Origin of the sequence: Brevibacterium linens (genome assembly GCF_003999335.1) — a bacterium.
Taxonomy (GTDB): Bacteria; Actinomycetota; Actinomycetes; order Actinomycetales; family Brevibacteriaceae; genus Brevibacterium; species Brevibacterium linens.
This window is the reverse complement of record NZ_CP026734.1, coordinates 1072930-1087768: the sequence shown is the minus strand read 5'-3', so window position 1 is coordinate 1087768 and position 14839 is coordinate 1072930. Positions and strand designations below refer to the sequence as shown.

14 protein-coding genes and 1 tRNA gene are annotated in these 14839 nt (G+C 65.5%); 2 read left to right on the top strand and 13 right to left on the bottom strand.

Annotated elements, in window-relative coordinates; all coding sequences use genetic code 11:
* Nucleotides 1-50 precede the first annotated feature (50 nt).
* The 11 genes from CXR29_RS04670 to CXR29_RS04620 all read right to left on the bottom strand — a co-directional run bounded on the left by CXR29_RS04670 (nucleotide 51) and on the right by CXR29_RS04620 (nucleotide 10876).
* On the bottom strand, nucleotides 51-650 hold the full coding sequence (locus tag CXR29_RS04670) for a TlpA family protein disulfide reductase (RefSeq protein WP_101556064.1): 600 nt from the start codon (nucleotides 648-650) through the stop codon (nucleotides 51-53).
* Nucleotides 647-1288: a histidine phosphatase family protein gene (locus tag CXR29_RS04665; RefSeq protein ID WP_127364034.1), complete on the bottom strand. Its 642-nt coding sequence runs from the start codon at nucleotides 1286-1288 to the stop codon at nucleotides 647-649. The genes CXR29_RS04670 and CXR29_RS04665 overlap by 4 nt, the downstream gene beginning before the upstream one ends.
* Entirely contained in the window at nucleotides 1285-2646 is a 1362-nt protein-coding gene (gene hemL, locus CXR29_RS04660) for a glutamate-1-semialdehyde 2,1-aminomutase (protein WP_127364033.1), read from the bottom strand. The genes CXR29_RS04665 and hemL overlap by 4 nt, the downstream gene beginning before the upstream one ends.
* Nucleotides 2647-2715: 69 nt before the next feature.
* Nucleotides 2716-3183: a MarR family winged helix-turn-helix transcriptional regulator gene (locus tag CXR29_RS04655; protein WP_101556061.1), complete on the bottom strand. Its 468-nt coding sequence runs from the start codon at nucleotides 3181-3183 to the stop codon at nucleotides 2716-2718.
* On the bottom strand, nucleotides 3183-4211 hold the full coding sequence (gene hemB, locus CXR29_RS04650) for a porphobilinogen synthase (protein ID WP_101556060.1): 1029 nt from the start codon (nucleotides 4209-4211) through the stop codon (nucleotides 3183-3185). The genes CXR29_RS04655 and hemB overlap by 1 nt, the downstream gene beginning before the upstream one ends.
* 1 nt (nucleotide 4212) lies before the next feature.
* Nucleotides 4213-5817 carry a bifunctional uroporphyrinogen-III C-methyltransferase/uroporphyrinogen-III synthase gene (locus CXR29_RS04645; RefSeq protein WP_101556059.1) on the bottom strand — a complete coding sequence of 535 codons (1605 nt, stop codon included), beginning with the start codon at nucleotides 5815-5817 and terminating at the stop codon, nucleotides 4213-4215.
* The gene (gene hemA, locus CXR29_RS04640) at nucleotides 5814-8291 is read right to left on the bottom strand and encodes a glutamyl-tRNA reductase (RefSeq protein ID WP_101556058.1); all 2478 of its coding nucleotides are present in this window, start codon (nucleotides 8289-8291) and stop codon (nucleotides 5814-5816) included. The genes CXR29_RS04645 and hemA overlap by 4 nt, the downstream gene beginning before the upstream one ends.
* Nucleotides 8288-8983 (bottom strand): redox-sensing transcriptional repressor Rex, encoded by a 696-nt coding sequence (locus tag CXR29_RS04635; protein WP_101594637.1) that lies wholly within the window; start codon nucleotides 8981-8983, stop codon nucleotides 8288-8290. Before CXR29_RS04635 ends, hemA begins: the two co-directional genes overlap by 4 nt.
* Nucleotides 8984-9010: 27 nt before the next feature.
* On the bottom strand, nucleotides 9011-9256 hold the full coding sequence (locus tag CXR29_RS04630) for a glutaredoxin family protein (RefSeq protein WP_101556056.1): 246 nt from the start codon (nucleotides 9254-9256) through the stop codon (nucleotides 9011-9013).
* A gap of 72 nt (nucleotides 9257-9328) precedes the next feature.
* The gene (locus CXR29_RS04625) at nucleotides 9329-9427 is read right to left on the bottom strand and encodes a 30S ribosomal protein bS22 (protein WP_009882927.1); all 99 of its coding nucleotides are present in this window, start codon (nucleotides 9425-9427) and stop codon (nucleotides 9329-9331) included.
* Nucleotides 9428-9679: 252 nt separating this feature from the next.
* Complete coding sequence (locus CXR29_RS04620) at nucleotides 9680-10876, bottom strand: acetoin utilization protein AcuC (protein WP_025777776.1); 1197 nt, start codon at nucleotides 10874-10876, stop codon at nucleotides 9680-9682.
* Between the two features lie 59 nt (nucleotides 10877-10935).
* Here CXR29_RS04620 and CXR29_RS04615 point away from each other — a divergent pair, with 59 nt between their 5' ends.
* Nucleotides 10936-12354, top strand: coding sequence for a TrkH family potassium uptake protein (locus tag CXR29_RS04615; protein ID WP_241241590.1), 1419 nt, complete (start codon nucleotides 10936-10938; stop codon nucleotides 12352-12354).
* Nucleotides 12347-13009, top strand: a complete 663-nt coding sequence (locus CXR29_RS04610; protein WP_025777778.1) for a potassium channel family protein — start codon at nucleotides 12347-12349, stop codon at nucleotides 13007-13009. Before CXR29_RS04615 ends, CXR29_RS04610 begins: the two co-directional genes overlap by 8 nt.
* Before the next feature lie 197 nt (nucleotides 13010-13206).
* On the opposite strand, the gene CXR29_RS04605 is transcribed toward CXR29_RS04610, so the two are convergent.
* Nucleotides 13207-13277 (bottom strand) — tRNA-Gly (locus CXR29_RS04605).
* Nucleotides 13278-13394: 117 nt separating this feature from the next.
* Nucleotides 13395-14456, bottom strand: coding sequence for a hypothetical protein (locus CXR29_RS04600; protein WP_127364032.1), 1062 nt, complete (start codon nucleotides 14454-14456; stop codon nucleotides 13395-13397).
* Nucleotides 14457-14839 lie beyond the last annotated feature (383 nt).

Here is a 14839-nt window from a genome sequence, read left to right as displayed (position 1 = left end):
CAGCAGCGGGCCGGAGAGGACGGTCTGGGCGAAGTCCGCCCCGAGTCCACTCACTCGGCCAGCACGTCCTCGATGAGTCCCTTGAGAGTCGAGGCATCGATCTCACCGACGACTCTGGCCGCGGCCCGGCCCTTCGCGTCGAGGACCACCGTCGACGGGGTGGCCTGCGGGGGCAGGACTCCGGAGAGCAGAGACACCATCTCACCGTTCGAATCGAGCATGTTCGGGTACGGCACCTGGTAGTTCTGGATGAACGCGTTGGCCGCAGCCTCTTGGTCGCGGACGTTGACGCCGATGAACTGGGCCTTGTCCCCGAATTCCTCGGACACGGACTTCAGGTCCGGGGCTTCTTTCCGGCACGGCGGGCATGCCGCGTACCAGAGGTTGACGACCACCGGGGTGGGACGCAGATCGGCCAGAGACATGGACTTCCCGTCGAGGGTCTCGAAGCTCAGATCGAGGGGTTCGCCGCGGTCCTCGGCCGCCACCTGCGAGACGACTCCCGAGCCGGAGACGTACCCCTGGTCGGATCCGGCCTGATCGGCCAGCTCATCGTTCTCGCTGCAGGCGCTGAGCGCCAGGGCCGTTCCGGCGGCGAGCGCCGAGGTGAAGAGGGCCCGACGGTTGAGGGAATGGCGTCCGAAACTCATGCTCCCGCCACCGCGGTGCCCGGCTGCAGATCGGCACAGATGCTCTCATAACTCACGGACACCAGTGTGGAGGAATCGAATGTGAAACTGGTGATAGAAGCCAGGTCACATTCGCGTCTGCGCGGGTCGTGGACGAGTGAGCGTCCCTCCCCCGACAGGCGGCTCATCCAGATCGGCAGCTGGTGGGAGACGATGACTCCTTCGGCGTCCGGACCGTGGCGGTCGAGCTTGGCTCTCAGACTGGCCATCGCGGCCCGCATGCGCAGCACGATCTGCTTGTACGGCTCTCCCCAGGACGGGGTGAGCGGGTTGTAGAGGCGCACCAGGTTCTTCGGCTCCGCCAACCGACGCACGCCCAGCTTCTGCCCCTCGAACGAGTTCGCGGCTTCGATGACCCGATCGTCGTCGAACACCGGCAGGTCGAGGGACTTCGACAGCGGACGAATCGTCTGCTGGGCCCGCAGCAGCGGAGAGGCGACGAGTTCGACCGGACGCGTGGATGCGGCGTGGAAGTGCTCGGCCACGCGCCCGGCCATCTCGTGTCCGCGCTCGGTGAGACCGAAATGCGGCAGACGACCGTAGAGGATGCCCTCGGGGTTGTCGACTTCGCCGTGCCGGACGAGGTGGATGGTGGTCATGACTGCGCCTTCCCGGCCTCCGGAACTGCGGCCGCGGCCTTGGCCGCCGCAGGCAGTGCGCTGAGGATCCGGTCGAGGATCTCATCGGTGTGGGCGTACGAGAGGAACCAGGCTTCGAACGCGCTCGGGGGCATGTGGATGCCCTGGTCGAGCATGGCGTTGAAGAATGCGGTGTAGCGGTCGACGTTCTGCGCCCGGGCCTGGTCATAGTTCGTCACAGCGGTGTGGGTGAAGAACACGGAGAACATCGAGTTCGCGGACTGGATGACGTGGGCGACGCCTTCGGCCTCCAGGCTCGCAGCGACTGCCGGGCGCAGAATGTCCGCGGCACGACCGATATGCGAGTACACATCGAGTTCGGTCGTCAGCGTGAGCGTGGCCAGCCCGGCAGCGGTGGCCACCGGATTGCCCGACAGCGTTCCGGCCTGGTAGACGGGCCCGGAGGGGGCGAGGTGGGCCATGACGTCGGCGCGACCGCCGAAGGCCGCTGCCGGGAAGCCGCCGCCCATGACCTTGCCGAAGGTGAACAGATCGGCCGGCCCGTCGGGATAGCCGAGGGTGTCGACTTCGTATCCGTACCAACCGGCGGCGGAGACGCGGAAACCGGTCATCACTTCGTCGCTGATCATCAGCGCACCGTGTTCCTTGGTCAGCCGACGGATGGTGTTCGTGAAACCGTCGCGGGGAGGCACTACGCCCATATTGCCGGGGCTGGCCTCGGTGATGACGCAGGCGATGTCCGCCCCGTGTTCGGCGAATACGGCTTCGAGACCGGCGGCGTCGTTGTAGTCGACGACGATCGTGTCCTGTGCCTGGGCGCCGGTGACTCCGGGGGTGTCGGGCAGAGAGAACGTGGCCAGTCCGGAGCCGGCCTGGGCCAGCAGCGAGTCGACGTGACCGTGGTAGCAGCCGGCGAACTTCACGACCTTGGACCGTCCCGTGTAACCGCGGGCCAGACGGATCGCCGACATGGTGGCCTCGGTGCCCGAGGACACGAGACGGACCTGGTCGACGGGATCGACGCGGCGAACGATCTCCTCGGCGAGTTCGACCTCACCGGTCGAAGGCGTGCCGAAGGAGAATCCCTTGACGGCGGCTTCTTGGACGGCGGCGACGACCTCGGGGCGAGAGTGGCCCATGATCATCGGGCCCCAGGACCCGATGAGGTCGATGTAGTCGTTGCCGTCGGCGTCGCGCAGCCACGCACCGGTCGCCTCGGTGATGAAACGGGGGGTGCCGCCGACGGCCTTGAACGCGCGGACCGGGGAGTTCACTCCGCCGGGGATGACCGCCTCGGCGCGGGTGAAGAGGGCGGCGGACCGATCGGTGGTGTGACCGTTCGTCTCTGCTGTCGTCATGGTTCTCCTCTGATTCTTGGCGGTTGGGGTTTCGTCCCGGGAACGTTCTCAGTTATGCGTGGGGACGGTTCAGGAGCCGTCGATGTCTGTCATATGGTCGAAGACTTTGGTGAAGATCCGCCCCAGGGTCTCCATCTCCTCGGGGTCGAGAAGATCGACGAGGTGGCTGCGGACTCCGGCGACGTGATCGGGTGCCGCGGCCCGCAGCAGCTGCCATCCGGCCTCGGTCATCACGCAGTTGACCCCACGGCCATCCTCGGGGATGGCGGAACGCTCGAGCAGTCCGCGCTTCTCCATTCGGGCGACGCAGTGGGTCAGCCGGGATCGGGACATGGTCGTGTCGGTGGCGAGCAGCGCCATTCGCATCGTCCGGTCGTCGTGTTCGGACAGACGTACGAGGATTTCGTATTCGGGCAGGCCGATGCCGTGCTTCTCACGCAGCTCCTTGTCCAGCTGTGTGCTGAGCAGCTGAGAGCCGTTGAGGTAGCTGCGCCAGGCTCTCTGGTCGACCGCCGAGAGCCAGCGAGGCTCGGTCATCACCGGCCTCCGCGGGCGTCGCGGTCGGACATGTGGCCGGCGGCCTCCACCTGGAGGCGCTGGGCGACCTCGGTGGCCCAGTAGGTGAGGATCGCATCGGATCCGGCACGTTTGAAGGCGATGAGAGATTCCTCGATCGCCTTCTCCCGGTCGATGGCTCCGGCGGCGGCCGCGAATTCGATCATCGCGTACTCTCCGGACACCTGGTAGGTCCACACTGGCACTATGGACTCCTGAGCCACCTCGGCGAGTACGTCGAGATACGGCAGCCCCGGCTTGACCATGACGATGTCGGCGCCTTCGGCGAGGTCGAGGCCGAGTTCGCGCATCGCCTCACGGCCGTTGGCGGGATCCTGCTGGTAGGTCTTCCGATCGCCCTGGAGTTCGGAATCGACGGCTTCGCGGAAGGGACCGTAGAAGGCGGAGGCGTACTTCGCGGTGTAGCCCATGACGACGACGTCGGTGAATCCGGCGGCGTCGAGAGCTTCGCGGCAGTAGGCGACCTGACCGTCCATCATGCCGGACAGGCCGAGCACGTGAGCTCCCGCGCGGGCCTGGGCCAGCGCCATCGAGGCGTAGCGGTCGAGGGTGGCGTCGTTATCGACCGCACCGTCCTCGTCGAGGACTCCGCAGTGGCCGTGGGAGGTGAATTCGTCGAGGCACAGGTCCGCCATGATCACGGTGTCATCGCCGAATTCGTCGGCCAGCAGCGACAGCGCCCGGTTGAGGATGCCGTCGGGGTCATCGGCCTGTGAGCCGATCTCATCCTTGTATTCGGGGATGCCGAAGAGCATGAGTCCGCCGACTCCGGCCGCCACCGCTTCCCGGGCGGCCTCGAGCAGGGAGTCCAGCGTGTGCTGGACGACTCCGGGCATACCGCTCAGCGGCAGCGGTTCGCTCAGCCCCTCCTTGACGAACATCGGCAGGATGAGGTCGGAGGGATGGACGCGCACCTCGGAGACGAGCCGGCGCAGTGCCGGGCTCGACCGCAGTCGGCGGGGACGGACGGTTCCGGGAACCAATGACATGTCAGGCCTTCCTTCTGCGGCGCTTCTGACTCGGACGCTGCGGGGAGATCCCGGCTTCCACGTCGTCGGCGCGCTGGGTGAGTGCGAAATCGACGAGTCCGTCGATGAGCGAGGTGAGGTTGGCTTCCTCGGCGAGGACGTCGACGCGCAGCCCGTGTTCGGCCGCGGTGTTCGCTGTCGCCGGGCCGATGCAGCAGATCACCGAGGTGGGTGCGGGTTTGCCGGCGATGCCGACGAGGTTGCGCACCGTCGATGAGGAGGTGAACAGGAAGGCGTCGAAGTCGCCGGCCTTGATCGATTCGCGGATCGGCGCCGGCGGCGGGGACGCGCGGACCGTGCGGTAGGCGGTGACGTCGTCGGGGTCCCAGCCCTTCTCCAGCAGCCCGGCCACGAGCACCTCGGTGGCGATGTCGGCGCGGGGCAGCAGAACCGTGTTCATCGGGTCGATGTCATCGACGAAGTCCGGCCAGGCTGCGGCCAGGCCACGTGCGGAGTGCTCCCCATCGGGGACGAGGTCGGGGGTGATTCCCCAGTCGACCAGCGCTGCGGCGGTACGGCCTCCGACGGCTGCGACCTTGACTCCGGCCATCGACCGGGAGTCGAGCCCGAAGTCTTCGAACCACATGCGCACCGCGCGCACGGCGTTGACGGAGGTGAATCCGACCCATTCGTAGGATCCGTCGACGAGGCCGCGGATCGCCTTCTCCATCTGGGTCGGTGTGCGCGGCGGCTGGACGGCGATGGTGGGCACGACGGTGCCGACTGCACCGAGTTCGGCCAGGGCTTCTGCCGTGGAGGTCCCCTGTTCCTTCGTTCGTGGGATGAGCACCTGCCAGCCGAAGAGCGGTTTGGATTCGAACCAGCTGAGTTCTCCTCTGGATTCCACTCCCTGTCCCATGATCACCACCATACGATCCGAACCTGTCTGCGCCATGGACAGCGCCTGTCTCAAGGTCGTCTCCACGCTTGTCTGCTCGACCGTGGAGATGCCCCACCCGAGGAGGACTTTCGTATCCTCGTCCCAGCCATCGGCGAGCAGTGCCTCGATGGCCTGTTCGTGAGCGGCGGCGCTGCCGGTGAGGACATGGGTGGTGTTGCGGTGGCGAGAGACGTCGACGTGGGTCTGCGGTCCGGCTTCGATGAAACGCACGGATCGGACGCGGTTGGTCGTCAGCGCGGTTCCGGTGTAGGCCGCGGTCGAGGCGGAGAGTCCGACTCCGGGCACGATCTCGACCTCGACCTGTTCCCTGCGGCAGACTCCGGCTTCCGCGGTCGTGGTGGTGAAGATGATTCCGTCGTCCGAGCTCAGCCGCACCACGGTCTTGTCCGGGCGGGCGAGTTCGGCCATGCGCCGGCCGCGGGTCGAGGCGGCGACTCCGAGGTCGGCGGCATCGATGAGCGTGGCGGCCTGCGGCACGTAAGCGGTGACGATCTCGGAGTGGACATCGGCGTCGTAGACGACGGTTTCGGCGGTGGCGAGGATTTCGGCGCCGCGCATCGTCATCAGACCCGATTCGCCGGGTCCGCTGCCGATGAAGACGACGCGCGGGGCTGCCGGCAGGAGTCGGCGCGGCTGCACCTGGCCCGTTGTCGGTTGGCTGTTCATCCCTGCTCCTGAACCTTGACTGGGGTGAGGTGATCGGCGCTGGCTGCCGGATCGATGCCGAGCCTGCCCAGGAGGTCCTCGGCGGCGGCGGTGCCGAGTTCGTCCGCGACTCGGGCCAGTTCCTTCTCGGTCACCGACAGCTGCTGCTCGCCGGCGGTGCTCCAGTCGACGTCGAGGAGAGCAGGCAGTTCGGCGCTCTGACGGGTACGGGCGAGCTTGCCGTCATCATCGGCCATGACGGCGTCGACGATGAATTCGGTGCCTTGGATCTTCGCCAGCGCGCCGATGGGAGCCGAGCAGCCGGCTTCGGCGCGGGAGAGGATCGCCCGTTCGCAGGTCACGGCGAGGTCGGTCGTCTGGTCGTGGATCCGACGCAGAGCGGCCCGGACCTCGGCGTCGCCGTCGAGGATGTCCGCGGTGGTGGCGAAGGGACTGTCGGCGCTGCGTGTCTCCACCGCCAGTGCTCCCTGGCCGGGCGCCGGAAGCATGACGTCGAAGCCCAGCGAGTCGGTGGCCTCGGCGAGCCGACCGATGCGACGCACCCCGGCGGCGGCGAGGACGACTGCGTCGAGGCGACCGTCGCGGACGTGGGCGATGCGGGTGTCGACGTTTCCGCGCACACCCCGGACCTCGATATCGGGACGTGCCGCACGCAGCTGCACGGCACGACGCGGCGAGCCGGTGCCGATGACGGACCCGGCGGGAAGGTCAGCCAGACCGAGCCCGTCACGGCCGATGAGGACATCGGCCGGGTCGACGCGCGGCGGGATGGCTGCCATCTGGATTCCCGCCTCGGGGGTGGTGGGCAGGTCCTTGAGCGAGTGCACGGCCAGATCGATCTTGCCCTGGTGAAGGGCCTGCCGGACGGCGGAGACGAAGACTCCGGTGCCGCCGAAACCGGCCAGCGGCGACATGTTGACATCGCCCTCGGTGACGACCTCGACGATCTCGACGCGCCAACCGGTCAGCGCCGCGATCTGGTGAGCGATCGCCGTGGACTGAGAACGGGCCAGCTGGGACCGGCGGGTGCCCAGACGCACGGTGCGACCGGTGAAGTGTTCGGGTTCGACGATGTCGAGGGTGTGATCGGCGACCGGACGGACGCCGTCGGCCTCGACATGGTGTGCACTGGCGGCCGTCGCGACCTTCGTCTCCGGAGCGGTCTTGGCATGGGCGACCTTGTTGACCGGCAGGTCGAAGAGCTGCATGAGCGCCTGAGCGTAGTCGACCTCGGATTCGGTCACAGCGAGTTCCTTGACCTTCACGGTCGGGGTGTGGATGAGCTTCTCCGCCACCCGATGCAGGGACTTTCGGATCTCTGCGAATGACTTCTCGTCGACCGAGTCACCGAGCTTCTTCTCCAGGCGCTGAGTCTCGGAGGCGAGCACATCTTTGGCGTGGGAGCGCAGCGCGGTCACGGTCGGAGCGACCGAACGCTCCCTGTAGCCGGTGGCGATGTTCTCGAGCTCGGCGGCGATGATGGAGCGCACCTCTTCGACAGTGCTCACGACCTTCGCGTCGCGTTCCTTGTCGGACCCGCGCAGGAGTTCGCGGATCTCGCCGAGGCCGAAGAGGGCGACATGTTCGAACTCGCGGACGCTGGGGTCGATGTCGTGCGGAAGGGCGAGATCGATGAAGGCCTTGTTCGCGGCACCCTTGGGGTTCTGTGAGAGCCCGGCGACGATGTCGTCACGGCTGACCACGACTCCGCGAGCACCGGTGCAGGAGACGATGAGGTCGGCGTCGGCGATCTCTTCGGCCATGATCCGCGGGGTGAGTTCACGGGCGCGTCCGCCCACCTCGGCGACGAGGCGTTCGGCCTTGTCCAGCGTGCGGTTGAGCACGGTGATGTGGGCGACGCCTTCCTTGTGCAGTCCGGACACCACGAGGCCCGACATGGCTCCGGCACCGATGACCAGGGCATTGGCGGCGCGCAGGGATCCGATATGCGCGGCCGAGGCTTCGATGCCGGCGCCGAACAGGGACCGCGCGACGTCGCCGAGGTCGGTCTCCGAATGGGCGCGCTTGCCGACCCGCAGCGCCTGCTGCAGAGCCTGGGAGAGTTCGGACGTCAGCGCCTTGTCCGACTGCGATTCCGTGAACGACGAGCGCAGCTGACCGAGGATCTGAGCTTCGCCGATGGCCATGGAGTCCAGCCCGCAGGCGACCCTGAGCAGGTGCTCCATGGCCTGATGGTCGTAGTGCGCGTAGAAGTGCCCGGCGATATCGGACCACTCTTTGTCGATCGAGGACACGAGTGCATTGCCGAGGTCGGCCAGTCCCCCGTGGAAGGCGGAGACATCGGCGATGAGTTCGAGACGATTGCACGTCGAGAGCACCGCGAGTCCTTCGACATTCTCTCCGGCCAGGGCGTCGCGGCGCAGAGTGCCGACCTCACCGGCGCCGAAGGCCATGCGATCGAGCATGTCGATCGGAGCCGACTGATGTGAAATGCCGAGAACCAAGAGAGTCAATTCCTGTGCTCCTCAAAACCAGGGTTGAGCGGTGCCGTGTCCAGCGCCGAATAGTATGCGAGTACTTGCAGCTCACTGGCCAAGTCGACCTGATGGACACGGACGGTATCCGGTGCGTCGAGCACGGTGGGTGAGAAATTGAGAATGCCGCGCACACCTGCTTCGACGGCCTTCTGGGCCGCCGCGGATGCCGCGGCTGCGGGGACAGCCATGACCACCAGGTCGATATTTTCGGACCAGGCGGGCAGGTCGTCCAGGGAGGAGACGGTCAGAGCACCGATGGAGGTGCCGATCTTCTCCTCGTCGATGTCGAACACGGCGGTGAGTTCCAGACCGCGGCGCCGGAATCCGGCGTAGTCGGCCAACGCCGAACCGAGGCGACCGGCGCCGATGATGGCGACGCGTCGATCTCGGTCGAGGCCGAGGAATGTCCGCAGGGTCGCGGCCAGTTCCGGACAGGAGTAGCCGACCCCGCGGGTTCCCGATCGCCCCAGCTGGGACAGGTCCTTGCGCAGAATCGACGGGGACACACCGCTGCGTGCGGCAAGGTCCTCCGACGACACCGTGTCCTGACCGGTGGCGGCAATGGTCTCGACGGTCTGCAGATAGATCGGGAGTCGGGATATCACGCGCTCGGGTACGTCTTTGCGAACGACACCCTCAATCCTGTTGGCGGACAGAATCTCGCCCACGAATCCGCCTCACTCCTTCAATCGATCTCATGCGCCCAAGGCGTCGAGCGCCTTGGACAGCCGATCCTCATCGACTCGATGAAAACTGTGTTGTCGCCCGTTGAGGAGAACGACCGGAACGTCCCAGCCGTACTGCGCGGCCAGATCGTCATCGGTGTCGATGTCGATCTCGGTCACGGTCACGTCTCTGCCCGCGGCCACCTCGGTGACGGTCTGCAGCGCTTCAGCGCACAGATGGCAGTCGACACGCGTGAGAAAGGTCAGGTCGACCATGGCTCACTCCTCATCGGGTGCAACAAACCCCGCCGAGAAATCACTCGAGCGGGGGCGTAGGACCGTTGGGTCTTACTTCTTGTTGCGACGCTGGTGACGTGTCTTGCGAAGCTGCTTGCGGTGCTTCTTCTTCGACATACGCTTGCGGCGCTTCTTGATGACTGAGCCCACTCGGGTACCCCTTGTGCTTGTCGGTGGAGGGTGAACATCAGGTGCCCGCCCATTGAACTAACCGTGCAATTCTATCGCTTGGCCGCCTGCTTTCCCAAAACTGTGTCCAGATCCACAACGGCAGCTCCAGACGATCCGCGCGTGCGCGGGGATCGGGTTCGACTCAGATGATGTGAGCAGCAAAGCACAAGACGAGTGCGGGCGACGCGGGACTCGGTTCCGACCGGGGCGGCACCTCTCGACCGGCGCCGCTCAGTCGAAGTAGGGGTCGAGGGCGAAGAAGGGGAAGGTGTTCTTCCGGGTGCCCATCACGGCACGGTCGAGTTCCGCTTCGGGATCGAATCCCTTCGACCAGGGTTCGAAGGCTCCGTCGAATCCGTCGGTCATCGACAGCGGTGCCTCCCTTCCGGTCTTCGTCTGGGCGTAGGAGGCCCAGCGTCCGGGGATCCGTGCTCCGGGATCGATATCGAGTCCGGCGGCGACCGCCAGGAGATTCGTCCAGGCGCGGGGCACGACGTCGATGATCGCGTATCCCCCTCCCCCGACCGACAGCCACCGCCCGTCGGCGTGGTCGACGGCGAGATCGCGGATGCGTTCGGCAGCGGTGCGCATGGCGTCGACGCTCAGGCGCATATGGGTCAGCGGGTCCTCCCGGTGACCGTCGCAGCCGTGCTGGGAGACGATGACCTGGGGTTCGAAGGCGGCGACGATCTGCGGGACGGTGGCGTCGAAGGCGCGCAGCCAGTCCGCATCGCCCGTGCGCGGGGGCAGTGCGATATTCACCGCCGAGGCGGCCGCCTTGAGTCCGCCGATATCGGCGGGGTACCCGGTGCCGGGGAAGAGGAACTTCCCCGATTCGTGGATCGAGATCGTGAGCACTCGAGGGTCGTCCCAGAAGAACGCCTCGACACCGTCACCATGGTGGGCGTCGATATCGAGATAGACGATGCGCTCGTATCCGGCTTCGAGGAATTGGGTGATCGCTCCGGCTGCGTCGTTGTAGACGCAGAACCCGCTGGCCTTGCCCGGCATCGCGTGGTGCATTCCACCGCAGAAATTCACCGCCCGGCGATAGTCACCGGAGATGATAGCGTTCGCGGCGTTGACGCTGCCTTGGAACAGCAGCGCCGAGGCGGTGTGCATATTCTCGAACCCGGGAACATCCTCGGTGCCGATTCCGAACCTGTTCGCATCCTGCTCATCGAGGCCCTCAGCGGTGCCGGCCTGTTTGACGGCGGCGATGTAGTCGGGGTCGTGGAGGCGGGCGAGCTTGGCCTCATCGATCTCGCCGATGGGATTGACGTGGACGTTGTCCGCGTCGAAGAGCCCGAAGTCCTCGGCGAGCTTCGCTGTCAGGTCGAGCCTGAGAGGGTGCATGGGGTGGCTGGGACCGAAGTTGTAACCGGTCACCTCGTCGTCCCAAACGACATACACATCATTTTCGGCCATGCCCACCATGCTATATGGCGCAGCTCACTTGCGCCGATTCCGGGGCCACCGGCTCTACCATGGTGATTGTGTCCAAGAATTCCTCGCCGCGCCTCGATTGGCTGCTGAAGCCGGGCCGGTGGGTCCGTGACTTCGTCGACGACCTCGCCGTGGCCTCACCGGCACAACTGGCGATCGGGTCCTTCGTCGCCGTCGTCGCGGCGTTCGCGATCCTGCTGATGCTGCCGGCGAGCATGCGCGACCCCGGTTCAGTCGACCAGGCCACACACATCGCGAACTCGGTGTTCGTGGCGGTCTCCGCCGTGTGCGTGACCGGGCTGACCCCGGTCGTCACGGAGGAGTACTGGTCAGACTTCGGGATCTCGATCATCACCGCCGGCATCCAGGTCGGCGGTCTCGGAATCCTCACCCTCGCCTCGGTGCTGGGCATGGCTGTCTCCAGGAGGCTGGGAGTCCGGCAGCGCCTCATCGCTCAGCAGGCCACCTCGGCGCTCAATCTGGGTCAGGTCGGCTCGCTGCTCAAGACCGTGGTCATCACCATCTTCACCGCCGAATCGATCCTCGCGGTGCTGCTGTTCCCACGGTTTCTCATCCGCGGGGAATCGCTCGGCGACTCGATCTGGTACTCGGTGTTCTATTCGATCTCGGCCTTCAACAACGCCGGTTTCACCATCCACGAAGGCGGGGCGGCGTACTTCGCCTCCGATCCATGGATCCTGTCGCTGATCATGGTCGGCGTGTTCGTCGGGTCGCTGGGCTTTCCCGTCGTGCTCATGGTCACGATGTTCTGGAATCGGCCGAGCCGCTGGGATCTGCATACGAAGCTGACGCTGACGACCACGACGGCGGTCCTGGCCATCGGGCTGCTGCTGTTGGCGCTGTTCGAGTCGGCGAACCCGGCGACGCTCGGCGATAAGAACGCCGGTCATACATTCATCGAAGTCCTGTTCATGGCCGTGATGCCGCGATCGGGAGGGTTCTCGACGATGGAGATCGCGGACATGAGTCAGGCGTCGCACCTGCTCATGGACCTCATGATGTTCATCGGCGGCGGATCGTCCTCGACGGCCGGCGGAATCAAGGTGACAACGGTGGCAGTTCTCATTTTGGCAGCATTCGCCGAGGCCAGGGGCCTGCAAGACGTCCACGTGTTCGGTCGGCGGCTGACCTCCTCGACGATCAAACTCTCGATCTCGGTCCTGCTCACGGGGGCGATGATCGTCTTCGTCGGCACGCTCGCAATGCTTCAGATCAGCTCCGAACCTCTCGACCGGGTCCTGTTCGAGGTGATCTCCGCGTTCGGCACCGTCGGGCTGAGCTCCGGAGTATCGGCTTCCTCACCGAATCTCGGCCTCTATGTGCTGGCGGTGATCATGCTCATCGGCCGACTCGGTACGATTACACTTGCGGCAGCGCTGTCCATGCAGGACTCCGCCCGTCTCTACCGCTACCCCGAGGAAAGGCCGGTCGTTGGCTAACGAACACACCTCAATCCTGGTCATCGGACTGGGACGCTTCGGGTCCTCGACCGCGGCGACTCTGGCCAAACTCGGTCGCGAGGTGATGGCCATCGAGCACAATCCCGAACTCGTCAAGGACTGGAGCGGCAAACTCACGCACGTCGTCGAGGCCGACTCGACGAACATCGACGCTCTGCGCCAGGTGGGTGCCGGTGACTTCTCTACCGCCGTCGTCGGCATCGGAACCTCGATCGAGGACAGCGTGCTGACCACGGCCAACCTCGTCGACCTGGGCGTGACGCAGGTGTGGGCGAAGGCGATTTCGCCGTCGCACGGCAAGATCCTCCACCGCATCGGCGCCCACCATGTGCTCTATCCGGAGTCGGATGCCGGCCGCCGCGTCGCTCACCTGGTCAGTTCGCGGATGATGGAGTACATCGAGTTCGACGAGGGCCATTTCGCCGTGGTGAAGATGCGTCCGCCGCGGGAGATCCAGGGCTTCACCCTCAGCGAGTCCGGTGTCCGCGACAAATACGGTGTGACGATCGTCGGCATCAAGAGTCCCGGCCGCGACTTCACCTACGCCGACCCGACGACGCGGGTGGGCAAACAGGACCTGCTCATCGTCGCCGGGCACGTCGAGCTGCTGGGTCGGTTCGCCGGGCGCCCGTAGACTGCGGGGCGGTGCCAGAGGTAACCGCGGGTTCAAAGTGTGAAAGCAGTGACTTCGAGCGGTGCATCTGCATTTCGAAGCAGTTGGTGCATCGGTCAGGTCCGACAACACCACAGTGGCACACCCCACGTGAAGCGATCGCCCCGCATCATGGGTCTCGGAACGCTGGCATAGCCAGTGTGGGTGCGCGGTATGAGAGCGGGCGACGGGAATCGAACCCGCGTCGTCGGCTTGGGAAGCCGAAGCTTTACCATTAAGCTACGCCCGCACGTCGCCACCGAATTCGAACTGTTCGCCCAGGCAGGGCCCGGTGCGATCATGCCGTGGTCAGCGCCTCGGACCAGTCTACAGCGTCTGGCCCGAGGCGCATCCGACATTCGCGGGTTCAAAGTGTGAAAGCAGTGACTTCGATCGGGGCATCTGCATTTTCAAGCAGTTGGTGCCGTGGTTGGGTGCGAGCTCGGGAACGCACTCGTGGAGCAATGAACTTCCTCAGGTGCGGTGCCTGCCCGAAGAGTTTGGTTGCGCATTCTTCAAGGTGAGTCACCTCGGTGAAGTTGAGACGGACGATTCGGTACCCCAGCTCCAGCAGCCGATTGTACTGACGAACCTCTTTGCGCATCAGCTGAACTCCGTTGTCGGCATATTTGGAGAAGCCGTCGACGAGAACGATCGTCCGCGATTCTCTGTGCAGAAAGTCCACACGAGCGATGACTGTGTGACCATCCCAGATCCTGGCCTGCTGACTGAATCCGGTCAGCCTCAGCTGCGTGAGGATGTACGCGAAGCGACTCTCTCCGTAGCTCTCCGACAGCGGACCGATCGCCGACAGCAAGCGCTGCGCTCTCACCTGGCCTTTTGAGAGTCGGCCCAGCACGGGCAGGAATTCCTCGGCGATTCGGCGCTCGGCCAATGCCAGCGTGTCCGGTGGGTAACCGAACCTGGCCGCTGCGTCCGCTCCTGCGTCGGAACCGAATGTCGATCTGCGCAGACACGACTCCAGCGCGGCGAAGCCCTCCGGTTCACCGAGTTGGCCGATGAGGTCGAATGCAGTGCGAATGGGCGAGGTGAGCGCCATCTTGCCGATGCGGACGACGCCCTCATCAGGAATGGTCTTGGAGGTCCTCGACACATCGGCACTGCTGTGCCGCCTCGTCGGATGAGCGATGAAGACCTTCCCCCGAGGCGGTCGATGCAGCGGAAGGTCATGGACGAATGCGGCGGAGACTCCCCAGATCACGTCGTCGAATCGGTAGTGCGGGTACGAAGCCACTCGCAGCTTCTCGAACATGTCGAGGAGTTCGAAACGAGGCCTCCCCGACTCCGGGTCGGTCTGCTCGGCGACTCTGTGAATCCACGCTTCATCCGTGATGAACTCCGCTATCGCACCATGTCTGGGATTCGCACAGCGGGCGATGACCGAATACATCCCTTGAGTGAGTGCCAAAAGGCAGCAGTCTTTGGCGTCACGGATGCATCTGCTCTGCACCCCACGCGCCCTGAGTTCACTGGTGCGGACCACGTTGTACATGCGGCAAGACTGTCGCTGCGCATGGGACTCTGACAAGGCCTCCTCAACCGCCTGTGGACTCGGCCTCGGCATCCACACCCATGGGACGTCCGAGTCCGCCGGCTGTCAACAGTCCACGGCGCTCGAGTCACCGGTGCTTCCGGACCCGCGTGGTGCTCGATTACAGCCGAGTTCTCAGCGCAAGGATGCGTGCGCCGAGGCGGTCACGACGCGGCCACAACGCTGCGGTATCCACAACCGCGTGTTCGAAGTGCATGCGTCCTGATCGGAATCGGGTCGCCTGCACTTCGAACACGCGG